This window comes from Methanobacterium petrolearium, from assembly GCF_017873625.1.
In the GTDB taxonomy this organism is placed as follows: domain Archaea; phylum Methanobacteriota; class Methanobacteria; order Methanobacteriales; family Methanobacteriaceae; genus Methanobacterium; species Methanobacterium petrolearium.
In genome coordinates, this window is sequence record NZ_JAGGKL010000003.1 from 44,244 (window position 1) to 68,225 (window position 23,982).

At 37.2% G+C, this 23,982-nt stretch carries 28 protein-coding genes; 15 read left to right on the plus strand and 13 right to left on the minus strand.

The genetic code is table 11. The annotated features are described in order from the left end of the window. Positions 1-65 precede the first annotated feature (65 nt). Positions 66-725 carry a molybdenum cofactor guanylyltransferase gene (locus tag J2743_RS03400; RefSeq protein ID WP_209625167.1) on the plus strand — a complete coding sequence of 220 codons (660 nt, stop codon included), beginning with the start codon at positions 66-68 and terminating at the stop codon, positions 723-725. Positions 726-967: 242 nt separating this feature from the next. Here J2743_RS03400 and J2743_RS03405 read toward each other — a convergent pair whose 3' ends face one another. The 7 genes from J2743_RS03405 to J2743_RS03435 form a co-directional block, all read right to left on the minus strand. Further along, positions 968-1,174 (minus strand): pseudomurein-binding protein, encoded by a 207-nt coding sequence (locus J2743_RS03405; RefSeq protein WP_245248010.1) that lies wholly within the window; start codon positions 1,172-1,174, stop codon positions 968-970. A gap of 157 nt (positions 1,175-1,331) precedes the next feature. Continuing rightward, positions 1,332-2,102, minus strand: a complete 771-nt coding sequence (locus tag J2743_RS03410; RefSeq protein WP_209625169.1) for a hypothetical protein — start codon at positions 2,100-2,102, stop codon at positions 1,332-1,334. A 223-nt stretch (positions 2,103-2,325) separates the two neighbouring features. Continuing rightward, positions 2,326-2,904: a precorrin-6Y C5,15-methyltransferase (decarboxylating) subunit CbiT gene (gene cbiT, locus J2743_RS03415; RefSeq protein WP_209625170.1), complete on the minus strand. Its 579-nt coding sequence runs from the start codon at positions 2,902-2,904 to the stop codon at positions 2,326-2,328. Beyond that, a complete protein-coding gene (locus J2743_RS03420; protein ID WP_209625171.1) occupies positions 2,901-3,461 on the minus strand; it encodes a UbiX family flavin prenyltransferase in 561 nt (186 codons plus the stop codon). Before J2743_RS03420 ends, cbiT begins: the two co-directional genes overlap by 4 nt. A gap of 103 nt (positions 3,462-3,564) precedes the next feature. After that, a complete protein-coding gene (locus J2743_RS03425) occupies positions 3,565-4,725 on the minus strand; it encodes an HD domain-containing protein (RefSeq protein ID WP_209625172.1) in 1,161 nt (386 codons plus the stop codon). A gap of 2 nt (positions 4,726-4,727) precedes the next feature. Then, positions 4,728-5,165, minus strand: a complete 438-nt coding sequence (locus J2743_RS03430) for a molybdenum cofactor biosynthesis protein MoaE (RefSeq protein WP_209625173.1) — start codon at positions 5,163-5,165, stop codon at positions 4,728-4,730. Next, a complete protein-coding gene (locus J2743_RS03435) occupies positions 5,162-5,686 on the minus strand; it encodes a nicotinamide-nucleotide adenylyltransferase (protein WP_209625174.1) in 525 nt (174 codons plus the stop codon). Before J2743_RS03435 ends, J2743_RS03430 begins: the two co-directional genes overlap by 4 nt. Positions 5,687-6,165: 479 nt before the next feature. Here J2743_RS03435 and J2743_RS03440 point away from each other — a divergent pair, with 479 nt between their 5' ends. The 11 genes from J2743_RS03440 to J2743_RS03490 all read left to right on the plus strand — a co-directional run bounded on the left by J2743_RS03440 (position 6,166) and on the right by J2743_RS03490 (position 14,783). After that, positions 6,166-7,899, plus strand: a complete 1,734-nt coding sequence (locus tag J2743_RS03440) for an ABC transporter ATP-binding protein (protein WP_209625175.1) — start codon at positions 6,166-6,168, stop codon at positions 7,897-7,899. A 142-nt stretch (positions 7,900-8,041) separates the two neighbouring features. Next, the gene (locus J2743_RS03445; RefSeq protein ID WP_209625176.1) at positions 8,042-8,593 is read left to right on the plus strand and encodes a flavin reductase family protein; all 552 of its coding nucleotides are present in this window, start codon (positions 8,042-8,044) and stop codon (positions 8,591-8,593) included. Positions 8,594-8,800: 207 nt separating this feature from the next. Further along, on the plus strand, positions 8,801-9,196 hold the full coding sequence (locus J2743_RS03450) for a universal stress protein (RefSeq protein WP_209625177.1): 396 nt from the start codon (positions 8,801-8,803) through the stop codon (positions 9,194-9,196). Between the two features lie 143 nt (positions 9,197-9,339). Next, entirely contained in the window at positions 9,340-9,780 is a 441-nt protein-coding gene (locus J2743_RS03455; RefSeq protein WP_209625178.1) for a pyrimidine dimer DNA glycosylase/endonuclease V, read from the plus strand. A gap of 175 nt (positions 9,781-9,955) precedes the next feature. After that, complete coding sequence (locus tag J2743_RS03460; protein ID WP_209625179.1) at positions 9,956-10,114, plus strand: rubredoxin; 159 nt, start codon at positions 9,956-9,958, stop codon at positions 10,112-10,114. A gap of 50 nt (positions 10,115-10,164) precedes the next feature. Beyond that, a complete protein-coding gene (gene rd, locus J2743_RS03465; protein ID WP_209625180.1) occupies positions 10,165-10,326 on the plus strand; it encodes a rubredoxin in 162 nt (53 codons plus the stop codon). Between the two features lie 28 nt (positions 10,327-10,354). Further along, complete coding sequence (locus J2743_RS03470; RefSeq protein WP_209625181.1) at positions 10,355-10,867, plus strand: ferritin; 513 nt, start codon at positions 10,355-10,357, stop codon at positions 10,865-10,867. Positions 10,868-11,160: 293 nt separating this feature from the next. Continuing rightward, a complete protein-coding gene (locus J2743_RS03475) occupies positions 11,161-11,847 on the plus strand; it encodes a peroxiredoxin (protein WP_209625182.1) in 687 nt (228 codons plus the stop codon). 123 nt (positions 11,848-11,970) lie between these two features. Further along, entirely contained in the window at positions 11,971-12,678 is a 708-nt protein-coding gene (locus J2743_RS03480) for a superoxide dismutase (RefSeq protein ID WP_209625183.1), read from the plus strand. A 320-nt stretch (positions 12,679-12,998) separates the two neighbouring features. Continuing rightward, on the plus strand, positions 12,999-14,300 hold the full coding sequence (locus J2743_RS03485; protein ID WP_209625184.1) for a phenylacetate--CoA ligase family protein: 1,302 nt from the start codon (positions 12,999-13,001) through the stop codon (positions 14,298-14,300). Positions 14,301-14,351: 51 nt separating this feature from the next. After that, entirely contained in the window at positions 14,352-14,783 is a 432-nt protein-coding gene (locus tag J2743_RS03490; RefSeq protein ID WP_209625185.1) for an ACT domain-containing protein, read from the plus strand. A gap of 104 nt (positions 14,784-14,887) precedes the next feature. On the opposite strand, the gene J2743_RS03495 is transcribed toward J2743_RS03490, so the two are convergent. The 5 genes from J2743_RS03495 to proS form a co-directional block, all read right to left on the minus strand. Then, complete coding sequence (locus J2743_RS03495) at positions 14,888-15,601, minus strand: zinc-ribbon domain-containing protein (RefSeq protein ID WP_209625186.1); 714 nt, start codon at positions 15,599-15,601, stop codon at positions 14,888-14,890. Between the two features lie 239 nt (positions 15,602-15,840). Further along, positions 15,841-16,593: a bifunctional hydroxymethylpyrimidine kinase/phosphomethylpyrimidine kinase gene (thiD, locus tag J2743_RS03500; protein WP_209625187.1), complete on the minus strand. Its 753-nt coding sequence runs from the start codon at positions 16,591-16,593 to the stop codon at positions 15,841-15,843. After that, positions 16,590-17,261: a 2-phospho-L-lactate guanylyltransferase gene (gene cofC / locus J2743_RS03505; protein WP_209625188.1), complete on the minus strand. Its 672-nt coding sequence runs from the start codon at positions 17,259-17,261 to the stop codon at positions 16,590-16,592. The genes thiD and cofC overlap by 4 nt, the downstream gene beginning before the upstream one ends. A gap of 143 nt (positions 17,262-17,404) precedes the next feature. Then, on the minus strand, positions 17,405-18,094 hold the full coding sequence (locus J2743_RS03510) for a hypothetical protein (RefSeq protein WP_209625189.1): 690 nt from the start codon (positions 18,092-18,094) through the stop codon (positions 17,405-17,407). A gap of 192 nt (positions 18,095-18,286) precedes the next feature. Beyond that, a complete protein-coding gene (proS, locus tag J2743_RS03515) occupies positions 18,287-19,693 on the minus strand; it encodes a proline--tRNA ligase (protein ID WP_209625190.1) in 1,407 nt (468 codons plus the stop codon). A gap of 569 nt (positions 19,694-20,262) precedes the next feature. Here proS and J2743_RS03520 point away from each other — a divergent pair. From J2743_RS03520 to rpiA, 3 genes are all read left to right on the plus strand, one after another. Continuing rightward, the gene (locus J2743_RS03520) at positions 20,263-21,309 is read left to right on the plus strand and encodes an NAD(P)-dependent glycerol-1-phosphate dehydrogenase (RefSeq protein ID WP_209625191.1); all 1,047 of its coding nucleotides are present in this window, start codon (positions 20,263-20,265) and stop codon (positions 21,307-21,309) included. Between the two features lie 18 nt (positions 21,310-21,327). Continuing rightward, positions 21,328-21,762 (plus strand): UPF0179 family protein, encoded by a 435-nt coding sequence (locus tag J2743_RS03525; protein WP_209625192.1) that lies wholly within the window; start codon positions 21,328-21,330, stop codon positions 21,760-21,762. Between the two features lie 111 nt (positions 21,763-21,873). Continuing rightward, positions 21,874-22,593 (plus strand): ribose-5-phosphate isomerase RpiA, encoded by a 720-nt coding sequence (rpiA, locus tag J2743_RS03530; RefSeq protein WP_209625193.1) that lies wholly within the window; start codon positions 21,874-21,876, stop codon positions 22,591-22,593. Positions 22,594-23,238: 645 nt separating this feature from the next. Here rpiA and J2743_RS03535 read toward each other — a convergent pair. Continuing rightward, entirely contained in the window at positions 23,239-23,874 is a 636-nt protein-coding gene (locus J2743_RS03535; protein WP_209625194.1) for a hypothetical protein, read from the minus strand. Positions 23,875-23,982 lie beyond the last annotated feature (108 nt).

The window sequence follows — 23,982 nt, forward strand, 5'->3', positions numbered from 1 at the left end:
TCCAGAGTTCAGGGCTCTCACTTTTCTTTTAAATTTTAGGAGATCATACATAATACTTTGCTTTTATGAAATCATGCATAATACTTTGTGGTGGCAGAAGCCGACGCATGGGGCAGGATAAAGGGTTGATGGGTTTTGAAAAGAAACCTCTTATAATCCATATACTGGAAACCCTCCAAGATGTTGTAGATGAGATTACAGTGGTTTTCAGGGATAATAAACAGCTTAACTCCTATAAAAAACATATCAACACTTACCTATCCCCTCATCAGAATCATATTCCCTTTTTACGATATGCAGTTGACTTTGAAAAGGATCAGGGCCCTTTAGTCGGATTGCTAACTGGTTTATCATTTATAAAAACCGATGGGGCACTGGTTTTACCTTGTGACTCGCCTTTTGTTTCTCAACAGTTTATAAAGAATATTTTCAACATTAATGAGAAACATAGACCAGGTGAAAATAATCATGACATCGAATTTCTGGCCATAATTCCTACCTGGCCAGATGGATCCTTGGAACCTTTACATGCATATTACCATAAAGATTGTATTCCTTTTATCAAAAAACAATTAAAAGCAGGATCAAAAGACGTTAGATCGGTTTTAAAGACCATGAATGTTAACTATGTTAAAGTTGAAGTTTTAGATCCTGAAAAAATTAGTTTCGCCAATTTAAACCGTCCAGAAGACATTAAATCAGTTAATTCTCACAGTAAAGATTAATATTAGGAAATTAACACGGAATCTGATTTTAAAATAGAGTTAATATGGATTTAAATTAGATTTAAAATAGATAATCTGTAATGCTATGAAAATAATCCAAAAACTTGTTAAACGTTTAATCAAAGATTACCCTATCTAAGTCAAAAATCGGAGATTATTCACTTTAATGGATTTAAAGAGATTGTAGGATTTACTGGAATTATCGGTAGAAATTTAGTTAATATCGTTATTATTAAATACCGCTATATTGATAGTTTTTCCACCGCAGGGACGTCATCAATAGGTCCGATTTCAACACAACCCGGGTTTCTCCCCATTTCCAGGAAGAATTTATTGACCCTTTCGATCATGTCAACATATTCTCTTTTTTCGATGCGGCAGCCGTCGACAACCGCATATTCAGGTAGGTCTCCATTCAACCTTTTAAACTCTAATACCGTATCAACCATTCTTCTATATTGCTTGGGAGTTAAACTCTCCATTGCATCAACCACATTTAGTTTTTTAAGTATATTGGTGGCAACACTTAAAAAGGTTACGGAATTTTAATAACCATTTTTGGATATTATTCCGTTTTTTTGAATGGATAATAGAGATATGAAACAATTATTCAGATATCTCCACTTTCGCGGAAGGATCAAAGGGATTGGTTCGTATTGCTAGTGAAAACAGATAAGGATAATTATTCATAAGATGCTCCATATATTCCAGCCATTCGTTGATTAAAAGACCATATACCCTTGCTGTGTCTCCAGAAAGATGATGGTAATCAGCTACTGGTAACTGGGATATATCATTACGGTGCTCCAATTCTTCCATAAAATGAAATACCGCCCAGAGCAGTTCAGTGAAACTTTCATGTTCAAGGAGGTTAGGATTCTCCAGTAAGGCCAGTAAAAACTTTCTTTTACCAACCAATTCTTCCTTGGTGTTTTCCAGGAATTTTATGGAGTCTTTGTTTTCCCCATCAATTTTAATTTCATAGTTTAAGTTCTGTATTTCATCTTTAGCACGGGCAAAGTCGTTTTCAGACCAGGCATTGTTGATTAAAAGAATTTTTCTGATTTTTTCTGTATTGGGGTCGAATTTGGTAAGTGCTGCCAGGAGATCAGTTCCTACTTCACTGAAAAAGGCCCCGATAACCATGTTAAGTTTTTCCATCATGTTTTGTTTTTCACGTTCACTGATGGCACTTTCAATGACCAGTACCACTAAGAGAATTTCAATGGGAAGGAATGCCGTATCAATACCAATATAAAAGAATACATGTTCAACATCATGGAAAATAATTATGTCCAGAAAATAAAGGAATGCTGAGAGTACTACCAAAAATATTCCAAGTTTAACTCTCCAACTCATGTTTTTAATGAATTTCATTTAGTCACCCGGTTAAATGATTTTTTTTAATGATTATAAAAGATTATATATTTTTTTTGACATGACGATAATTTTTGACATGATGAATAATTGTAAGTATTAAATTTAGTTTTATATTTATGTGTTGAATTTAGTTATAACTATTGAATTGTAAGTGTTGAATTCTTTTGTAAAAGATTAAATAAAAAAAACAATTTAATCTAAAATTTAATTTAAACTAATTTCAGGGGTTGCCATACTCATTCTTAACTGCAGAGATGATAGTTATGGGGTTTCGTCCCATCATCATGGTACCCCTATCTGTGATATTGCCCTTGGCAATGGTGACTTCAACAACATCAAGAGTCATGTTAAGTTTTTTGAATGTTTCAACAGCTTCCACACGGGTTTCAAGAAGTATTGAAGTGACTACTATCCTGCCATTTAAATTAAGCTTTTCATATCCCTGACTGATTATCTGGGGAAGGTCTCCACTGCTACCTCCAATTAAGAGTACATCAAAGGAGGTAAGTTCCGTCATAACACTGAGTGCATCTCCTTCAATGAGTTTCACCTTTTCTAGAAGTTTATGTTTTATAAGATTTTGTTGGGTGAGTGATACGGCTTCAGGGTTTTTATCGATTGCTATAACTTTATGTGCCCTCTGGGCTGATTCAACTGTCAATCCTCCGGTTCCACAACCAACATCCAGTACCACATCCTCCTGGTAGATATGTGCCTTACACATCACCAAACATCGCACTTCCTCTTTGGTAGGGCCAGGAACTTGTTTAGACTGGATGAAATCTTCATCTCTTATCATGGTACCTCCCCATGCCATCTCTGGTAAAGGTTATGGTCAATGTGTAGAATGTCCAGTATTTTACCCACCAGAAAGTCCACCAGTTCCTCAATGTTCTGGGGTTGATGATAAAAGGCAGGCATGGCTGGTAAGATAATGCCTCCCTCTTTACTGATTTTCAACATGTTTTCAAGGTGAACTGAACGTAGGGGAGTTTCCCTTGGCACGATTAACAAGGTTCTTCTCTCTTTTAAAGCCACATCAGCAGTTCGGGTGACTGCATTACTGGCAAACCCACTAGAAATAGCAGATATGGTTTTCATGGTACATGGAACAATGATCATGGATTCAAACCTGCATGAACCACTGTTAATGGCAGCGGTAAGGTCATTGGGTTCATAAAAATGGTGACAAAGTTTTTTAAGGTGGTCCTCATCCACTCCCATTTCATGTTTGAGTATTATGCGTGCTGGTTCAGTTACCACCAGTGCAGTGTCTTTTCCCATCTCTTTCAATACTTCCAGTAATCTGACACCGTAAACAACACCACTTGCTCCTGTAATGGCTACCACTATCATAAAAATCACTGCATTTTTTTCTTTACTGTTAATAATTGAATTGTAATTACTAAATTACTAAAATTATTAGTTATTAAATTTATAACATTGGAATTTAAAGTCATCAGTCTGTTATATCCAGGAAATCGGGGAAGTTTAGTTTAAAAGCATGCTCTGCATATTCTTCAGGCAAGTAAATGCTTAGATCTGCATGGTTGAAACGGGCATCCTTCAAAGCCATCACCAGATTGGAAACCTCCCCTAACTTCACAGTGTCGCCATTAAGAGATATTGGAGTAGTCATCTCATGAAAAGCCGGATATTCTGGAATATCAACTAATATACAGTCAGGGTGTGCTCCTACTTCATTTGCGATCTCTTCTTCGATTTTATTAATCTTTTCTAAACTCATCTGGAAAACAGATTCAGGATTGGTTGTTTCATCAAGTTTTAGGGAGTATACACGTTTGTAGAGTTTTCTGGTGTCGATTCTGGTGATTATATCCTTTATGTATCCTTTTTGGGATCTGGCAGCTGAAATAACATCGGTATCATCGTATTTATATATTTCACTGGCATTAATAACCTTTTTTTCTAAGAGTTTCTTCAAACATCGCCTAAACATTGAATTAACAATTCGGGTAGTGTGGTGCTGATAAACACTGGGATACATGAAGTAACGTGCCAGTAACATGGATTCTGCAGCTTGCACACCTTTACTTTGTAGTATGAGACCATCATCCAGTTTCATATTGAAAATAAGGCGTTCAACATCTATCACCCCATAAGCAACCCCTGTGTAATGTGAATCACGTAGTAAGTAATCCATTCGGTCAACATCAAGTTCTCCGGAAATTATTTGGCCTAACGGGCCTTTACCACTGATAACCTTTATGATTTCCTTTATGGAGAATTTTTCTGATAATATATCGCCTAATTGTGATTCTTTGATGAGTTTGGAGGTGAGTTCTTCATGTGAAGAATTTATGACTCCTTCAGAAACATGGGAAAATGGTCCGTGGCCAGCATCGTGGAGAAGGGCACAGCTTCTCACCAAAGTTTGGGTGTGTTCATCCAGCTGGAGATTTCGAGACAATCGTGATGCAAGGTACATAGTTCCTATAGAGTGCTCGAAACGACTATGATTAGCACCAGGATATACCAAATAAGTGAATCCTAATTGTTTTATCCTTCTCAAACGTTGAATTTCAGGAGTATCAGCTAAGCTAACCTCAAATTCCCCTAATTGAAGGTCTCCATGGACACTGTCCCTTATAAACTTCAATTTTAACCCCCTGACATAATTATATTACTACCTGCACTTCCCTCTTCTACTTTTTTAAAATCCAATTCATATTTCACCCTTTCAATGATTTCTTCCAGAGCTGCACGGGTTTCATGGCGATGGGCGCCAGCCACTGCTGCCAGAAACATGGGATCTCCTGGTTCAAACTGGCCTAAGTAATGGACCACTGCTATAGATTTTATTTTGTGTGTTTTTTTAACATCTTTGAGAATGGTTTCCAGTTCCTTTTCTGTTTTTTCTGGATCAGAAGAGGTGAGGGTGATTTTATCCGTGGTCTTGGATTCGTCTTTACCTCTTACAATCCCTTCAAAAGTAAAGATAGCTCCACATTCTGCAATAACAGAGTCGTCCTTAATTTTTTTTGTTAAATCATCCAGGGTGATGTTTTCATCATCATTGATGATCTTTGCTATAATCATATTTCACTAACCTCCTTTCTGGCCAGTTGTTTGATTCTTGAAATACCGTCAATTTCATTAACAACCTCAACAACAGATTCAGGAACTAATTCTTCCCATTTCCCACCATCAAGCATCCTACGCCTGACTTCAGTGCCTGAATAGACTTCCCTATTGAAAAGCGGTGGTTCCGTGACCTCGTAACCTTTTTCAGTGAACAGTCTTTGGACCAGGGGATTTCCAGAATATACGTGTTCAAATGGAGGAGTTAACATCTCCATATGAGCTACCCAGAGAGAATTACATTCAATATCTTGTACTGGTATAATATAATACCGAGAAGCTCGTATACCATTTTCTGCCAGGGCTTTGCTAACCATCATTACCCTTTCACCAGCAGTGAAAGGATCCTTGATACTATGACTAAGTTGTGAACTTCCAATTACAATAATCACTTCTTCCAATATATTTAGTATGTTTTTGATCACCTGAAGATGTCCCAGGTGAAACGGTTGCATCCTACCAACAAGAAGTCCCCTCATACATAACACACCATCATAATCAATTATTCATTCTTTAAAAACCATTAATTATTCCTTAAAAAGGTCAAAAATCTTCTTTTTCTGCAAACATTACTCTCTTAATATGTTCTCTTTTTACAAACATAAATAATTTAACTAAAAACTTCAAGTTAATGAATTATGGAAGGATATTACACCAATCCAGAAAGTTGTGGTTATATTATGATTCTAATGACATCCCTATTCATAACTCAAGATTTATGGTATAATACCCTTAATCCCTTAGCGGTTAGTTAAAAATTTATTTATTGTACAGAATTTTGTTTGTTTTTGAATCATTTTAAGAAAAATGAAATAAAAATCACAGGATAATCTATATATCTCGAGATGGGTAACAAGAAATAGTATCTAACTTAAAAATGAATCTAGAAAAAAAATGAATTAACATACTCTACAGATTGTATCAATTTTCTTATAGATCAAGACAGATGGTGATGTGAATGATTAAAGTTGAAAATCTATCAAAAACTTATCATATAGAGGATGGCCCTGATATAAAGGCCCTGGATAATGTTAATCTGGAAGTTGAAAAGGGAGAAATATTAGGCATTATTGGAACCAGTGGATCAGGTAAGAGTACTCTTCTCCGAGTACTTAGAGGTGTGGAATCTTTTGAAGAGGGGGAAATTACCATCGATGATGTAACAGTTACACCAGACTCCACTCCCTACTATTCTCGCAAGCTACGTAAACTGACAGCAATCCACCTGCAACGTTCTTTTGGATTATGGTCTGAAACAGCGTTAAATAATGTTATAAGGAAATTGTACGGGACTAAGTATGGTGATGAATCATTAACTGATTTTGATTTTGCATATGGCGAGTTTGAAGCCGAAGCAATGGAAATTCTACGTGTTGTTGGTTTGGACCATAAGGCCAATCACTTTGCCCCAGTGTTAAGTGGTGGTGAAAAACAGAGATTAATAATGGCCAGACAACTGGCTAAAAAACCAGAAGTACTCTTGTTAGATGAACCAGCCACCATGTCATGCCCGAAAACAAAACAAGAAATTTTAGATGCTATAAAGACTATAAACAATGATTTAGGAGTTACTGTTATACTGGTGTCACATCTACCTGAAGTACATCATTATTTGTCTCAGCGTCTGGTTCTAATGGAAGAAGGCAGAGTAGTAGGCGAAGGATCCCCTGATGAGATCATTAAAAGGTTCCTTAAGAAAATGGAACCCAAAGTAGATGGTAGGAATCCAGAGGATATTGGTGATGAGATAATCAAAGCCCGTGACTTAAAGAGGAAGTTTTATCTTCTCAAAGGTGGTAATGTTCTGGAGTTGGAAGATATTAACTTCGATGTTAATGAGAGTGAAATCGTTTCCCTCATCGGTCCCAGTGGTGCTGGCAAAACAGTTTTACTCCGTATTATTGGTGGTTTAGATCAGCCAGATGAAGGTGAAGTTTTATTCAAATTAAGTGATGAATGGGTGGATATGCATCAGCCTGGAATCAGTAGGATGAAAACCAGGCGACAAATGGGATTCATGCATCAAGAATTCGCCCTGGTACACCATGCTAAACTCAAAGACCAAATAGCAGGAAGATTAGGGGTGAAAGGAATAAAAGTGGTGGATGAAGCTAAGAAAAAGGCTGAAGAATTAGGTATAAGTGATCTGGCTTTAGACGTATTATACCAACTCACTGACCTTCCTGAAAACGAAGCTAAAATCCGGTTAGAGAAAATAGGCCTTTCAGCAGATATTTTAGACACATTATTCCCAAGTTTTCCAGATAACAAGGTCAGAGAATATGCAGAACCCATATTCAAAGCCCTTAATCTCCCCTTAGATGTGCTCAACCGGCGTTCATATGAATTATCAGGCGGACAGAAGGTTAGAGCCACCCTGGCCCTGGTATTAACATCCAAACCAAAAGTTCTGATACTAGATGAACCATTTGGTGATCTAGACCCAATCACCCTTAGAATGGTTTCAAACTCCCTCAAACAGATAAACCAGAAATTTGATACCACCATCATCATGGTTAGCCACCATATTGACTTCATAGAAGAGGTAGCCACCAGAGCCATTCACATGGAAGATGGTAAAATGATTGGTGATGGAAAACCAGAAAAAGAATGTGATGAATTCATCAAAAGATGCAAAGCAGAGTATCTTAAGGATGCTGCAGAGTGGAAGGAAAAGATTGCAGAGAACTGATGAACTTCACCTCAGTAAGACATTAATATCATTGAACATGGAAAAAAAATCGAAAAAAATCATTAACATAGGAAAATATCATTAGATATTGGAAACGTTTCCTAAAAACGTGCTAAAAATGTAAGTTCAGGAGCTATTAAAAATGAAATTCACTGATCTAGATTTGGAAAATTTTTATCGGGTGCTTGCACCCCGACCAACTATCATAGTGACAACCGTTAGCCCAGAGGGGGAAGTGAATGCCGCACCTTTCTCTTTCACCATGCCAGTATCGGTGCAACCTCCTTTAATTGCAGTGGCATCGGTTCCCAGCCACCACACTTACCAGAACATTGAAAAAACCAGAGAAATGGTGGTTAACATTCCATCTGAAGATATCCTCCAAAAACTGTGGATCACTGGTGAAAAATTCCCCAAGGGAGTGAATGAACTTGAAAAGGCAGGATTGACACAAATGCCTTCTCTTAAAGTTTCTCCACCATGGATCAAAGAAAGTATTGCATATATGGAATGTAAAATAGATGAAATTATCGCATGCGGTGACCACAATTTGGTGGTGGGTGAAGTTTTGAAGGTAGGTGTTAGGGAGAATGCCATTAAAGAGGGACTACTTGATGTTGAACTAACAAAACCTATACTACATCTTGGTGGAAAAAATTTTGTGGTAGGAGATCATCGCCGGACTGTTGATTAATTAAACAGGCCGTAAATAACAGGATATTAACAGGCCGTAAATAACAGGACAGTAAACAGGATGTTAATTATATAAACAAGATGAAAGGAATTCACCGAGAAGTGTGGACTAAAAAAGATAATAAATTGAAAATTTAAATTAAATTAATGTTAAGGAATCAAATTAAAAAAAAATCAAATTAAAAAAAAATCTTAAGTTGGTTGAAACATGTTTGATACTATAATGGTCCCCACAGATGGATCTGAAGATGCTAAAAGGGCTGAAGACATGGCAATATCCCTGGCTAAGGAATTGGGATCCAAGGTTGTTGCAGTACACGTAATTGATGACAAACTGATATATCCTTATGAGGTACTGGAAGATGAGGGTAAAGCCATACTGAATAATGTTCAAAAGAAGGGTCAGCAGAATGGTGTTGAGGTAAATGAAATACTGATTGTGGGAAGCCCTACTCATGATATGGCTAAGATCACTGAGAAGGCAGAAGCAGATGTGATTGTTATAAGCCCCCATGGAAAATCTAGTTTTGAAAAGATTTTGATGGGCAGTGTTGCTGAAAGTACCGTTAAAACTGTTGATCTGCCCGTATTACTGGTCAAATAAACCATGTTTTTCTATTAATTAGTTTTTTTAAAATATAATAACATTATTAAAGTTTAATCAGGGTCTAAATGATTAATCAAATAATAATTTCCGTTAACTCAAATCAGTAATTCTAACACGAACAAGTTTTAGGGGCATCATTAATGAGACTTTGGAGCCTTCATCCCAAATACTTGGATAGTAAAGGGCTGGTAGCTGTTTGGAGAGAGGGTTTGCTGGCAAGAGCTGTCTTAAATGGGAAAACTAAAGGTTATAAAAATCATCCCCAACTTATCCGATTTAAAAATCAAAAAGAACCCCTGATTTTCATTGATTCTTATTTAAACAATGTTTTTAAGGAAGCAAGAAACAGAGGATATAATTTTGACCATAGAAAGATTGGCAGCCAAATAACCAAGGAACACATCACCGTCACTCACGGACAGATGCTGTATGAACTTGAACATTTGAAGGGTAAACTTAAACATCGTGAAAGGAATAAATACCTAGAATTGATACAAATTGATTCACCGGCCCCTAATCCGATTTTCATTGTGATTCCTGGTGATATTGAGCCATGGGAGAAAACAAAGACCGGAAAATAAATTCAAAGATGGCATACCCATAAAATTATTAATCAGAAATGAATATAAAATTAATAATAATATTTGCATATGCTTCATTTACGTCCCTTACAAAATGGAAATGTTCCTTTTGGGAATATAAAACATTCCATTAACATTTAATTGTATTTAGTGGCATTTGATGGAGGAAATCATCATGAAAAGATACAAATGCAAAGTTTGTGGTTACATCTATGATCCTGAAGTTGGAGAACCCAGAACCAACACCCCACCGGGAACTGCATTCGAAGATCTGCCTGAAGATTGGAAGTGCCCCAAGTGTGGAGCTGGAAAATTCCGTTTTGTTGCCATCTGATCTCATAGTTATTTTTTTTATGTATATTTAAAAAAAAGAGGTGTAGTTTCATGAAAAAATACATGTGTAAACCCTGTGGATACATATATGACCCTGAAGAAGGAGACGACATGTCTGGAATTGAACCTGGAACCGCTTTCGAGGACTTACCTGATGACTGGGTTTGTCCAATGTGCGGAGCAGGTAAAGAGATGTTCGTACCTGTAGACTAACTAATAGTATTGGATGGAGGTGAATGATATGCTGGATGATAAGATGCAGAAAGCCCTGAACTACCAGTTGAACCGAGAATTATACTCAGGTTATCTATATCTGGCCATGGGAGCCTACTTTGAAGATAAGGACTTGCCTGGTTTTGGTAACTGGATGAGAGTCCAGGCCCAGGAAGAGTTAAGCCATGCCATGAAGTTTTATGACTATCTGGTGCAGAGGGGTGGTCGTGTGCTGATGGCTGAGATTGAAAAACCACAAAGTGAATGGGACTCACCCCTGGCTGCCTTTGAACATGTTTACGAACATGAACAGATGGTCACTGGCCTCATCAATGGTCTGGTGGATCTGGCCATGGAATTATCAGACCATGCCACCAACAATTTCCTGCAATGGTTTGTTGCAGAACAGGTTGAAGAGGAAGAATCCTCCAGTGGAGTGCTCCAAAAGGTAAAACTAGCAGGAGAATCCGGTAGCGGATTATACATGCTTGACCAGGAATTATCTCAGAGAGTATTCAACCCACCCACAACTTCCCAGTAAAAATTTCTTTAAATCCTTTTTTTTATTTCCCAAGAATTCCTTCAAATATTTTTCAAATTCCATTTAATTCCTCCTAATTCCCCCCCCCCAATTCCTCCCAATTCATCCTAATTAAATTTACTTTATGTTTCAGTGAGAATTAATCAGTTATCCGCAATTTAACATTATCAATTAATTATTCACTAAAAAAAATTTTAAATAAAAAATCTTTCCTAAATTTTCTCAATAAAAATAAATAAATAAAAATTGGGACAAAATAAGTTGTGTATAGATTTACCTCAAGGGGGTAAAAAATGGGAGAAAAAGTTTACGAACTAAAAAAAATCAAGAAAAAAGGGAAAGGAATGCCTCTTATTGGTGATAAATTCCCTAAAATGGAAGTTCAGACCACTTATGGAATGATGAAGTTACCCAAAGCATTTAAGGGTAAGTGGTTCGTTTTATTCAGTCATCCTGGAGATTTCACACCAGTGTGTACCACTGAATTCGTTGCCTTCCAACTCCGTTATGAATTATTCCATGAACTAAACTGCGAACTCATTGGACTTTCAGTGGACCAGGTCTTTGCACACCTTAAATGGACAGAGTGGATAGCGGAAAATTTCGATGTGGACATCGAATTCCCAATAATTGCAGATACAGGAAAAGTTGCTGATTTATTGGGATTAATACATCCGAACAAAGGCACCAACACTGTAAGAGCTGTTTTCATAATCGATCCTCAGGGAATCATCAGAGCAATGCTTTACTATCCACAGGAACTGGGAAGAAACATAGATGAAATATTAAGAATGATAGAGGGCTTCCAAACTGCTGATGAGAAGGAAGTTGCCATACCCGCCAACTGGCCTTGCAACGAAATCATAGGCAAAGGACTCATCATTCCACCTGCCGCAGATGTTGAAACCGCAATCAAAAGACCAGAGAAATATAAATGCTTTGACTGGTGGTTATGCTACAGAAATTTTTATAAATGGTAGAGAAAATTTAATTTTTTTAAATTAATATTTTTGAATCATTGAAAAACTGCATAATGTCTTAAGTGATTAAAAAAAACTGCATAATGTTTTGAGTCATTAAATAACTGTATAAGGTGATAAAAAATGGCAAAAAAAATATATGAACTCCCCCCACTACCTTACGACTACGATGCGTTGGCTCCCCATATATCAGAGGAGCAACTCCAGATACACCATGATAAACACCACCAGGCCTATGTGGATGGTGCCAATGCACTATTAGAGAAATTTGATAACAGACCAGGCATAGAATTTGATGTGAAGGCAGTGGCCAAGGAACTATCATTCCATGTTGGTGGATTCGTACTCCACAAACTTTTCTGGGAAAACATGGCCCCCGCACCAAAAGGTGGAGGTGAACCCAAAGGAACTCTTGCCAAATACATTGAAAAGAATTTTGGATCCTTTGAACGGTTCAAACAGGAATTTTCCCAGGCAGCAAACGGCACTGAAGGATCTGGATGGGCTGCCCTAACCTATTGTAGGGGCACTGACCGACTCTTCATAACCCAGATCGAGAAACACAACGTCAACGTGATCCCTCATTTCAGAGTTTTAATGGTTCTGGATGTATGGGAACACGCATATTATCTTGACTACAAAAATGTGCGACCAGCATTTGTGGAAGCCTTCTGGAACATAGTCAACTGGGAAGAAATTAACCGACGCCTTGAAATTGAACTTCTGTCAGCTAGTTTAAACCTGGTGGACAACCGTCGTATTCTGGACATGAAAATCGAAGAGTTCCGGGAAAACTTCGATGACTGGCTGGCATCTTTTGAAAATAAATAATAATTCTTTTTTTCTTTTTTTAGGATTTTTTTACCGGAAATTTAAATTATTAAAAGCATTGAACTTTTCAAACTTTTAATTAATTATCTGTAGTAGTTAACAAATAAATGGGTTAACATAACTTAGTAATTCTCATTTTCATTGTTTGAAGATTTAGCAATAGATAAATATAATCCCTATTATAATGGTTAATGGAAATTAAGTGAATAACTGATTGAAACTACACACATATCACTAGTCTTGTATTATATTATAAAAGTTATTTTAGTGATGAATTAGTAAGTTAACGGTTTATTGTGGTACGGTTTGAGGTGTATACTATGATCTGGAATGAAAAGGCTGAGTGCATGTCAGCTGAGGAAAAGGAAGAATTGCAGCTTAAAAGATTACAAGAAGTTGTTAAGAGGGTTTATGAAAACGTGCCTTATTACCATGAAAGAATGGATGGATTAGGAGTGACCCCTGATGATATTCAAACTCTTGAAGACATTGAAAAACTACCCTTCACCACCAAAAGCGATCTGCGGGATGCATATCCCTTTGGAATGTTCGCAGTTGATACTGATGATATTGTAGAAATTCACACAACCTCGGGAACCACTGGCAAACCAACCGTATCAGGATACACTCGTAAAGACCTTGAAATATGGGGAGAAGTAGTTGCAAGGGCTCTTTCAATGGCAGGAGGAACCAAAAAAGACATAGTGCAAAACTGTTATGGTTATGGTCTTTTTACTGGAGGGTTGGGGGTACACCACGGTGGTCAGAAATTGGGTTGCACTGTAATACCAATCAGTGCAGGGAACACTCAACGCCAAATTGAAGTGATCAAGGACTTTGAAAGTACCATCATCACCTGTACACCCAGTTACGCCATGTACATAGCCGAAGTACTGGAAAGGGAAGGAGTTCCTAAAGAAAACATTAAACTTAAAGCTGGGGTTTTAGGGGCTGAAATGTGGACTGAAGAGATGAGAAACGAAATTGAGCGAAGATTGGGAATAGATGCCCTGAATATTTATGGACTCACTGAGATCATTGGTCCTGGTGTAGCCAATGAGTGCATGGAAAAAGATGGACTGCACATATTTGATGACCATTTTTATCCTGAAATCATAGATCCCAAAAATCTGGAAACATTGCCTGAAGGCGAAAAAGGAGAGTTGGTACTGACTTCCCTTACCAGGGAGGGAATGCCAGTGCTGCGTTTCAGAACGAAGGATATTACTTCACTTAAACCTGACAAATGTGCCTGTGGAAGGACCCATGTTAAGATGGATCGTATAACCGGAAGATCTGATGATATGCTCAAGATCAGAGGAGTGATAGTGTTCCCATCCCAGATCGAACGGGCACTACTCAAAATACCTGGAATGGAACCACAATACCAGATCATTGCCAGCAGACCCCATCACATGGATGAACTGGAAGTGCAGGTCGAAGCTTCACCCAGCCTAGTTTCAGATGAAGTTAGACACATTGAAGAAGTAAAAAGATCCATAGAAAAACATATACATGATGAAATCGGCCTCAGAGTCACTGTGACGCTGGTAGAGCCGCAAAGTCTCCCCAGAAGTGAGGGGAAAGCTGTCAGAGTTATTGATAAACGAAAACTATGTTAAAAGTTTTTTACGGGATGAATGTGAATGAATGGAGATACAGGGGATAGGAAAATGAAGTTAAAACAAATATCTGTATTTTTGGAAAATAAAAAAGGAAGACTTTGGAAAGCTATGAATGTTTTATCCACTGCCGGTATTAATATCAGGGCTCTTTCCATAGCTGATACTTCTGAATTCGGTATTCTGCGAATGATTGTTCCGGATCCTCAACTGGCAAAAAAGAAACTCACTGAAGAAAACTTTGTAGTGAAAGTTAACGAAGTTATTGGTGTGGAAGTTGACGACGAACCTGGAGGATTGGACACCGTTCTTGGAATTTTAAACCAGGCTGATGTTAATGTAGAATACATTTACGCTTTTGTTGAGAAAAAAACTAACAAAGCCATTGTGGTGATCCGTACTGAGGATCTTGATGCAGGTATAAAAGTATTAGAAGATGCAGGGGTTGACATTCTCAATGCAAGGGATGTTGATCTTTTATAAAAATCTTCCATAAAAAAGAGGCTATAAAATAAAAAAAGGGATAATATGGGAATTCAATTTCCCATCTAATTATCTTCTTTAGATTTTTTAATTTAATTTTAGTATTAAATCTTTTTTAGATATTTGTTTTTGATTTTATCAAAATCTTCCTGGGTAATGGCACCTATATCCAGAAGATCTTTAGCTTTTTTGATTTTTTCCATTGGATCAACATCTTCATCAGCAGCCACATCGGATTCAGTTATCTGCTGGACCTTTGCAGACTCTGTTTTGACCGTGGCGTCTTCAACGTCGGTTTTTTCTTCGATTTTTTGGGTCTGTTGATTTTCTTCAGACTTTAATTGTTCAGGAACTTTGATTTCAGGTATCTCAGGAGTTCCCTTCACTTCCTCAGAAGGACTATTTTTTACCTCAGGAATTTCTTCTACAGTTCCTGCGGGTGTTGGCTGAACAGTTCCTTCATCAGTACCAGTGGTTTCCTTAGTTCCTTCATCAGTACCAGTGAATTCATTAATAGTTGCTGATTCTTCAAATTTATGACCGCAGACAATACAAAACTTGGCATCTGCTTTATTTTTCTGATTGCATGAAGGGCATATCTTATAATCCTCCATTTTTTGAGTTTCTGGTTGCGGTGACTCAACTTCTTCTTTAACCAGAGATGATCCGCAGCCAACACAGAATTTAGCACCAGTACTATTAGCTGTATTGCACTCCGGGCAGATAACACCTGCTTGTTCTGGTGTTTTTTCCGCATATGGATCTGAACCTCTCTTTCTAGCTTCTAATCTTCTTCTAATCTCATCGCTTGAAACCATTAACTACACCTCAATTACAAACATATTACAATTTAACTTGAATTGTTTTAACTTACTTGGATTAATGTAATTAACTACTATAAACCATTATGCTATCTGTTTCTTCACTATAATTAATTTTATCCTAATTCGAAAGATGTAGATCTATGTTAATATAGTGAATTACTCATCCCAGTACAAAGTATGTAATAAATAAATAGAATGATTACGTTGTGTTTGGGAGATTGAACGTTTTAAATTTAATGTGTATTGAATCTCCAGAATTGATTCAAAGTACCATATCTACCATGTTCAATGGCTTTTTTTGTAAAATAAGATGCCTTTCTAATAGACTCATCTAGGGAGTTTCCTTTCACCATGAAAGCCGTTACTGCTGCTGAATATGTGCATCCAGAACCATGGGTGTTGTTACTATTAAAAATTTCTCCTTCAATGATTTTAAGTGAGTCTTTATAAAAAATATCCCTCCCTTTTAAGTGCCCTCCTGTAATCACAGTTGGACAGATCTTTCCCAGGTTTTTTGCAACTTTGTAAGCATCCTTTTCGTTATTAATATCCATTTTGCTCAGTTGTTGAGCCTCATATATGTTGGGTGTGGTTAAAACTGCCCGAGGTAGAAGATATTTTTTGAATGAATCCACCAGATCTTCTTGGGATAGATTCCCTCCTGAACCAGCAACCATTACTGGATCAACCACTAGTTTTAGATCATGTTCTTTAACCTTCTCTGCAACTAATTTAACGATTTCTGGTGAATGAAGCATCCCTGTTTTGGCGTAATGGATTTTTTCTGCTTCAAGAATCATGTCTATTTGCTGTGCAACAAAATCAGGGTCAACTGGTTTGATTCTGCCGACACACTGGACATTCTGTGCAGTGAGTGCAGTGACCACAGCAGTGGGGTAAACATCCAGGGCATTGAATGTTTTAACATCTGCCAGGATCCCAGCTCCACCCGATGGATCGAGACCAGCAACAGAAAGTGCTATCATGTTCTTTCAACCCTTAAACGCTCGGTTCCATGGTTGGATTTGACCTGGAGACCTATGTTCTTGAGATATTTTTGTGTCTGGCTTCCAGAACCATGGATCATGATCTCCCCCAGATCTTCTGCAGTGTTCACATCCAGGGAAAGGTAGAATGAGTCATATATGTAACAATGCAATCCTGCCTTTTCAGCCTCTTTCAGGTGTTGGAAAAAACTGCAGTCCCCAAATTTCATTTGAATTCCCTGGGTAGGTATTAGAAGGGCATTGGTTCCACCACCCTTAGCAGGGGCGATGATCACTGGCCATTTATCTGACAGTTCAACCATTTCCTGGGTCTGGCTCTTGCGAATAAGTGGCACATCAGATGGTACAATTAACACCTGTTCTGCTTTATGGGAACACCAGTCAACTGCCTGCATCAGTGCACCGTTAAGATCGGTCTGGCCCTCCTCTTCCAGGCAAAGCACATTTAAACCATCCACAAAATCAAGAACATCCTTATCCGAACTTATAACAACAATTTCATCAACATTTCTCTTTAAAGTGTTAATAACATCTTTTAACATTGATTTAAGTAGGTTTTCTCTCTCCAGTGGTGTGAGGGTTGGGGAAAGTCTGGTTTTTGCCTGGGAAAACCTGGAAACTGGGATAATTGCATACGTTGTTTTCATGGTAATCTTTTATAATTAGTTAAGTTTCAATATCAAGGTATTAATTAAATTCAAATGGTGAGGTTTTGATTAGATTCCAATATTAGGGTTTTAATTAGATTCTAGTATTGGGGTTTTAATTAGATTCCAGTATTGGGTTTTAATTAGATTCCAATATTGAGGTTAATCCACTGTCTCAAGTCACTTAACCAAGTATCTGCACTAGTTGACTCTGCAGTGGTGGGAATGTTTTGTATGTCCTCCTCACTAGTCAGGTTAAATTGTTCCATGACTTCGTTTTTGGCTGTGGAAAGTTTTTCATTAAGCTGGTAATATTTTATCTGCTGATTTACAACCAGAGCACTGGCTTCACCAGTGTAAGGATCCACGTCACCTCCACTCTCAATAATCCATATCTGTAACTGAGAGTTGGTGGCGTTTTTAAGGTCAGATGGGTTAGAATTATCTATTATCTGCATTATTTGGTCAGAAACAACACCAGACGGGGCTAAATCTTTTCCAGGGACAGCTTGTTGTTCTGGCTCAATACAGTAACCTTGAACAGTTTCATTGGTATTGGAACTGATTTTTTTATCATCAATAATAACCAGATCCTGTGACTGTTTACTTTTGAGTATGGTTCCTTTATCCGCTACCAATGGTTGGGTGCCATTGTTGGTAATGGTTACATTATGTGGAACACTTCCAGCTGCAGTAGTTTGAACAATGTGGGTTTGGTTATTATCATAAGCCCGTTCAAGGGTTATTCCACCACCATAAAGGAAACTGAGAACTCCGCAACCCACAGAAAAAATTATTACTCCGGCTATTAATAAGACTAATCTTATGTTCATGACCTATCCTCTGCTATTATGAATTTAATACATCCTAAGGTGATGACCTTAAATAATTTCATTTTTCACTGGTTTATATATGTTTTTTTATAAATTGAATATTTCTGAATCCATGTTTTTTCGTTTTGAATCCATGTTTTTTCGAAAAATATTCTTAAATTTCCATGATCACTCTAAATATGTGATTTAAGTCTAATATGTTTTGGCAAGAAGAGCTCTGGATTTTGCTGGAGAACCACAATTAATGCATTTGCCTTCATGGACTTCTTCACTAACACCCAGAATATCAACTTTAACTATTTCCTCAATTTCCCTACCACAGGACTCATCACCACACCAGTCAAAGGAGACAATTCCTTTATCTTCCTTCAAAATGTCCAGTGCATCCTGTAATGAAGTGGCGGGTCTGATATCAGAATTAAACTTTTCCCAAGCCATGGTTTTAAGGTTTTGGGTGATTCCATTTAGGATTTTGTTCAAATCAGTGATGATCGTTTCTTCCTGGTAGTCAAAGGTTTCCTTATCCATTGTATCCCTACGCAGGAGGACGATTTTCTTATTTTCAATGTCTCGGAGCCCTATCTCCAGGCGGAGTGGTACTCCCCGCATTTCCCATTCATAGTATTTTTTCCCGGCTCTAAGGTCACGATCATCAAGATGAACACGGATCCCATTATCTTTAAGCATGTTCTTCAGGTGATTGCAAAAATCCAGAACTGTTTGAGCGCCCTTTTTGAATAGAACTGGAACGATCACCACTTGATAAGGTGCTACACTTGGAGGGAGAACTAATCCTGATGAATCTCCGTGGATACCAATGATAGATGCTATGACCCGGTCAGACAATCCATAACATGTTTGATAGACATGTTCATGTTCTCCTTCGGCTGTTTCATAGGTTATATCAAAGGTGTGGGCAAATGTCTGACCCAGATTGTGCACGGTACCTATCTGAAGGGTCTTACCATCAGGCATCAAGGTGTCGAAGGCCATGGTGTAATCGGCTCCAGGAAACTTATCCCAGTCAGGACGTCGGGTAACCACGAAAGGTATCCCTAAGTAGTCAAAAAAGTTGCTGTATAATTCTATTGCATTTTCAACCTGTTTTTGTGCACCTTCATAATCTACATGAATGGTGTGGGCCTCTTTAAATGTTGTGATCTCCCTTACACGTATAAGCGGCCGTGTGTGTTTGGTTTCGTAGCGGAAAGTGTTAACTATCTGGTATAATTTCATAGGAAGGTCTGTGTGGGACCGTACCCAGAGGTTGAACATAGGGTACATGGCAGTTTCACTGGTGGGTCTAAGGGCCAGTTTTTTATTTAGTGGGGTTAAACCTCCATGTGTTACCCAGTAAACTTCTTCTTCAAAACCTTTTACATGGATGGCCTCCTTGGCCAGTTCATCTTCAGGTATCAGTAGGGGAAAAAGCACTTCTTCATGATCTTCATCTAAAAGTTCTCTAAGTAATTTCAAGGCATATTTTCGTATTTTAAAACCCTGTGGCTGCCAGACATGCATCCCTTTAATTGGATAACGGGTGTCAATTATCTGTGCTTCCTCAAGGATGTTATGAAACCATTCGCTGAATTCTGACATTTCTTCACCAATATAATTTTAATAACAATGTGAATTCCATTTTTTTGATTTAATAATGAATCTTCTATTTACTATTGTTCCATTTTAAATATTAAATTAATTATTTATGCTATTAGATGTGTTGATAACATCTTATTAGTTTTCTTTTGATTTTATATGGCTTTAAACTTTTTATTTATAATTAATTTTTCGAGTTTAAAATTACAACAGCATTATAATTAAGTTTATTGGAGAAAGTTAAGGTTGGTTTTTTAATAAATTTTTGGGAATCTAATGTAATTTTTGGAACTTAATCTATGTTGAAAAACTTAATGTATGTTGAAAATACATATAAGGTCGTCATGAACATCATTATCCAAAAAAATCTATGTTAAATTATTGATCCTGTAAAAAATAATCAAAAACCGTGAATTAACATCATTAGATATTTATTTTCCTCACTTCACAATTATAAGATTTGTAAATTCATCCATCTGTTGTTTATCAACACTTGAATCTGGATTATTAAATCAAAAATTATTTTATCTTGCATCCTAAATATCATATGGATATTAAAAAAGGAGATATACATGGATTTTAATCGTGTTAAATTACCACGGGAAATTCACAGTGGCCCGGGAGTAATCAAGGAAACCGGATCCATTTGCAAGGATCTGAAAATCAAAAGCAAAGTATTAGTGGCTGGTGGACCCCATACCATGAAAATTGCCGGGGAAAAAGTAATAGATAGCCTTCATGAATGTGAATTCGATGTGGAGACTATAATTATTGATAAACCGTCACTGGACGCTGTTTCACAAGTTCAAAATTGTATGAGTGATGTTAATGCTGTTTTAGGAGTGGGTGGTGGAAAAGTAATCGATGTTGCTAAAATGGCATCAACTAAATCCGGAAAACACTGCATAAGCATTCCCACAGCAGCATCGCATGATGGTATTTCTTCTCCAAGGGCTTCAATTAAAAATCACGAAGGTAGTGTTTCTCTGGCGGTTGAACCACCAGTTGGAGTTATTGCCGATACCCAAATCATCAGCCAGGCACCATTTCGCTTATTAGCCTCTGGATGCGGAGATATAATTTCTAATTATACAGCAATCTTAGACTGGAAACTGGCTCACCGTTTGTTAAATGAAGATTTTAGCGATTCATCAGCAGCATTATCTCTCATAACTGCTGAAATGCTGATTAAATCCGCTGATGACATAAAAGAAGGTTTGATTGAAAGCGCAGCCATTGTGGTGAAGGCACTTATATCCAGTGGAATGGCTATCAGTATTGCCGGAAACAGCAGACCCGCCAGTGGAGCTGAACATAAATTCAGCCATGCACTAGACATTTTAGCACCTAAACCTGCCCTCCATGGCGAACAATGTGGAGTAGGGACTATTATGATGATGTATTTACATGGAGGGGATTGGAAATTCATCCGTGAAACTTTAAAAACTATTAAAGCACCTATTAATGCATCGCAACTTGGAATAGATCCTGAATATATCGTTGAAGCTTTAACTAAAGCTCATACAATTAGGAAAGAAAGGTACACCATATTAGGTGATAGGGGACTTACCGAAGAAGCTGCCGAGAAATTAGCACGTAAAACAGGAGTAATCGATTAAACATGGGAGTGGAATGTAATGATAACCCTCATTGGAACTGATTTAGCAGAGAAAGGACTTAAATTCATGCATTTTGGGGCTGCCAGCCAATGCGAAAAGTGTCGCTTTAAGGGAACCTGTATTGATTCTCTAGAAGAAGGAAGGTTGTACAGAATCAGAGAAGTAAAAAACACCGAACATCCCTGCCTGGTTCACGAGGGAGGTAAAGTAAAGGTAGTTGATGTCGAAAAAGCCACTTTTAAAACCGCTATCGACTCAAAACGTGCATTTGAAGGTTCCAATATTGTGTTTTTACCTCCGAACTGTGAAGAAAACTGTTCTATGCAAGAATTTTGTTTTCCTGAGGGCCTTTATCGAGAAGATAAGTGTAAAATAATGAAAAAAATGGGTAAACCCAAAGAAAAATGTCCTAAAGGGTTAAATCTAAGCGTTGTTCTTCTTAAACAGTTGTGAGAGGTTATGAATAAGAACTGCTTGGAATGAACTAAAAAAAAGATATAATCTTTAAAATAGTTACAAGATTTAAAAAAAAATTGCAGTATTAATTTAACAGGGAGAACACACATGCATCCGAAAAAAGAAATTGCCTGGGAAGCAGTTCAACTGGTAGATGAGGCGAAAAGGCAAGTTGCCAATGAAGCAGCGATGATGGTTAATGATGGACAGATTTTAGGATTAGGAACCGGTTCAACATCACACTACTTTATCCAAAAACTTGGAAACCGGATTATGGAAGAAGAACTGGATATTATGGGCATACCCACATCTTATCAGTCATTTTTCCTGGCAAGAGATTGTAAAATACCCATAACCACCCTAGATGAACATCTTCCTGATCTTGCTGTTGATGGTGCTGATGAAGTAGACCCTCAGTTGAATCTTATTAAAGGTGGTGGAGCTGCCCATACCCTTGAAAAAATCGTTGACTCAGCAGCTGATAAATTCTTAGTCATTGTAGATGAATCCAAAAAGGTTGAGAAACTTGGAGATTTCCCAGTCCCCCTGGAAGTCATACCATCAGCATACAGGCCAGTGACTGAACAAGTAAAAGCTGCGGGTGGTGTTCCTTCCCTTAGAATGGCTCAAATGAAAGACGGTCCTGTGATAACAGATAACAATAATTTTGTGGTGGATGTTCAGTTTAAAGAGATTCCAAATCCAAAGGAACTTGAAATAGAACTTAACAGTATTCCTGGTGTTGTGGAAAATGGTGTATTCGCAGGAATAGCTGACCAGGTTTTAATTGCCACTTCCAATGGAGTTGAATCCATTAAAAAACCATAAATTCTTAATTTTTCTTTAAAATAGAAATAAAAAAATAATAAATTTTTTCTTTTTAAAATAGTATTAATCCTTTTTAGAGTAGGCTATCCTTGCAGAAATTAGGCTTAATGCTAAAAATAATAAACCAACCTGACTTCCACTCTCTTGCATACTCACAATTCCCGCAAAAGCGGTTGTTGAGGCATCTGTAGGGTTAAATGTATTTGTAGGTTCTGTAACTGTTAATTAATCATTACAGCCGTATTATTGGAAATTAAATAAAATACTAAATAATAATCCTAAGATTCCTGTGGCAAGGTTTGCCACCAATGAGATCATAAAAGCCTTTGAATAATCAAACTTAAGCAACAATTTCAGGAAAATACCTTCTGCCAGAAAAACAACAGTTTCAGTTAAAAAAAAGTTAGGATATAAGTACAGATAACTGAATGTTGCCAGGGGTAGAGTGATAGAATTTATTAAAATAGAATAAACAAGAAGTTTTAAGGGTTCACTCTGGATAAACAACCAGATAACCAGAAATTCAACTATTACTGTTATGATCCAGTAGAAAATAAGGTTGTACATGGTCCTATTTTTCTATTCAATAAATTCAATAAATTTAATGTGCAATCTGTTTAGTTATTTGAATTATGTTAAGTGAAGTTAATTGGATCTTCTCCTAATAAGAATGAAAATTACAGCAGCCAGTGCCAGAATAGGGAGTATTATGAAATAAATGTAATCACCCCAGGATACAGGGTTGCTTGGTTCAGGGGTTTGATCTTGGTTAGTGAATGCTTTTTCCTCAGTTTGACCATTTTCATAGGAATAGATGATGCTGGTTTTTTCAATATTCAGGTCATTACCCTGAATCGAATTTATTTTAAGAGTTATCAAGGCGCTTTGGAGTGGATTACTGTCACTAACTGTTCCATAAATACCGTCCAATTGAAGGTTGGAACGTACTACTCTTGAATCGTTGTTAAGGAACTGTTCTACATGTGTTTCATTCATCTGATCTAATTTAACTGAATCAAAAACCGTTCTGGGCACAGCATATATAGAACAGGTACTTAGTTTATAAAAATTGAATTGAGATGAGTTTAAGACCTCCATGGAGGGATTGGGAGTTCCATGAAGGATGAAAACGTAATCAGGATAATCTTGGATGTTAGTAAGTTGATAGCTTAAGGAGATGGTTTTTTCACCAGGATTAACTACATCAGCTGATGATGTGCCTGTAAACGACGCTAAAATAAATAATAAAATAATGATATGGACATACTTAGATGATAACATAACATATATTTATATCTCTTTTATAATATGTTCCTTCCTTTTTAGTAGGACTAACTAATAACCATCTGATATAATGCTGATATAACCATGCTGGTAGAAAGGAAGACC

What these genes read in the sequence shown, in the direction of transcription:
- J2743_RS03400 (WP_209625167.1), top strand. Translation starts at nt 66, where the DNA reads ATGAAATCATGCATAATACTTTGTGGTGGCAGAAGCCGACGCATGGGG.
- J2743_RS03405 (WP_245248010.1), bottom strand. Translation starts at nt 1,174, where the DNA reads ATGGTTGATACGGTATTAGAGTTTAAAAGGTTGAATGGAGACCTACCT.
- J2743_RS03410 (WP_209625169.1), bottom strand. Translation starts at nt 2,102, where the DNA reads ATGAAATTCATTAAAAACATGAGTTGGAGAGTTAAACTTGGAATATTT.
- cbiT (WP_209625170.1), bottom strand. Translation starts at nt 2,904, where the DNA reads ATGATAAGAGATGAAGATTTCATCCAGTCTAAACAAGTTCCTGGCCCT.
- J2743_RS03420 (WP_209625171.1), bottom strand. Translation starts at nt 3,461, where the DNA reads ATGATAGTGGTAGCCATTACAGGAGCAAGTGGTGTTGTTTACGGTGTC.
- J2743_RS03430 (WP_209625173.1), bottom strand. Translation starts at nt 5,165, where the DNA reads ATGATTATAGCAAAGATCATCAATGATGATGAAAACATCACCCTGGAT.
- J2743_RS03435 (WP_209625174.1), bottom strand. Translation starts at nt 5,686, where the DNA reads ATGAGGGGACTTCTTGTTGGTAGGATGCAACCGTTTCACCTGGGACAT.
- J2743_RS03440 (WP_209625175.1), top strand. Translation starts at nt 6,166, where the DNA reads ATGATTAAAGTTGAAAATCTATCAAAAACTTATCATATAGAGGATGGC.
- J2743_RS03445 (WP_209625176.1), top strand. Translation starts at nt 8,042, where the DNA reads ATGAAATTCACTGATCTAGATTTGGAAAATTTTTATCGGGTGCTTGCA.
- J2743_RS03450 (WP_209625177.1), top strand. Translation starts at nt 8,801, where the DNA reads ATGTTTGATACTATAATGGTCCCCACAGATGGATCTGAAGATGCTAAA.
- J2743_RS03455 (WP_209625178.1), top strand. Translation starts at nt 9,340, where the DNA reads ATGAGACTTTGGAGCCTTCATCCCAAATACTTGGATAGTAAAGGGCTG.
- J2743_RS03460 (WP_209625179.1), top strand. Translation starts at nt 9,956, where the DNA reads ATGAAAAGATACAAATGCAAAGTTTGTGGTTACATCTATGATCCTGAA.
- rd (WP_209625180.1), top strand. Translation starts at nt 10,165, where the DNA reads ATGAAAAAATACATGTGTAAACCCTGTGGATACATATATGACCCTGAA.
- J2743_RS03470 (WP_209625181.1), top strand. Translation starts at nt 10,355, where the DNA reads ATGCTGGATGATAAGATGCAGAAAGCCCTGAACTACCAGTTGAACCGA.
- J2743_RS03475 (WP_209625182.1), top strand. Translation starts at nt 11,161, where the DNA reads ATGGGAGAAAAAGTTTACGAACTAAAAAAAATCAAGAAAAAAGGGAAA.
- J2743_RS03480 (WP_209625183.1), top strand. Translation starts at nt 11,971, where the DNA reads ATGGCAAAAAAAATATATGAACTCCCCCCACTACCTTACGACTACGAT.
- J2743_RS03485 (WP_209625184.1), top strand. Translation starts at nt 12,999, where the DNA reads ATGATCTGGAATGAAAAGGCTGAGTGCATGTCAGCTGAGGAAAAGGAA.
- J2743_RS03490 (WP_209625185.1), top strand. Translation starts at nt 14,352, where the DNA reads ATGAAGTTAAAACAAATATCTGTATTTTTGGAAAATAAAAAAGGAAGA.
- J2743_RS03495 (WP_209625186.1), bottom strand. Translation starts at nt 15,601, where the DNA reads ATGGTTTCAAGCGATGAGATTAGAAGAAGATTAGAAGCTAGAAAGAGA.
- thiD (WP_209625187.1), bottom strand. Translation starts at nt 16,593, where the DNA reads ATGATAGCACTTTCTGTTGCTGGTCTCGATCCATCGGGTGGAGCTGGG.
- cofC (WP_209625188.1), bottom strand. Translation starts at nt 17,261, where the DNA reads ATGAAAACAACGTATGCAATTATCCCAGTTTCCAGGTTTTCCCAGGCA.
- J2743_RS03510 (WP_209625189.1), bottom strand. Translation starts at nt 18,094, where the DNA reads ATGAACATAAGATTAGTCTTATTAATAGCCGGAGTAATAATTTTTTCT.
- proS (WP_209625190.1), bottom strand. Translation starts at nt 19,693, where the DNA reads ATGTCAGAATTCAGCGAATGGTTTCATAACATCCTTGAGGAAGCACAG.
- J2743_RS03520 (WP_209625191.1), top strand. Translation starts at nt 20,263, where the DNA reads ATGGATTTTAATCGTGTTAAATTACCACGGGAAATTCACAGTGGCCCG.
- J2743_RS03525 (WP_209625192.1), top strand. Translation starts at nt 21,328, where the DNA reads ATGATAACCCTCATTGGAACTGATTTAGCAGAGAAAGGACTTAAATTC.
- rpiA (WP_209625193.1), top strand. Translation starts at nt 21,874, where the DNA reads ATGCATCCGAAAAAAGAAATTGCCTGGGAAGCAGTTCAACTGGTAGAT.
- J2743_RS03535 (WP_209625194.1), bottom strand. Translation starts at nt 23,874, where the DNA reads ATGTTATCATCTAAGTATGTCCATATCATTATTTTATTATTTATTTTA.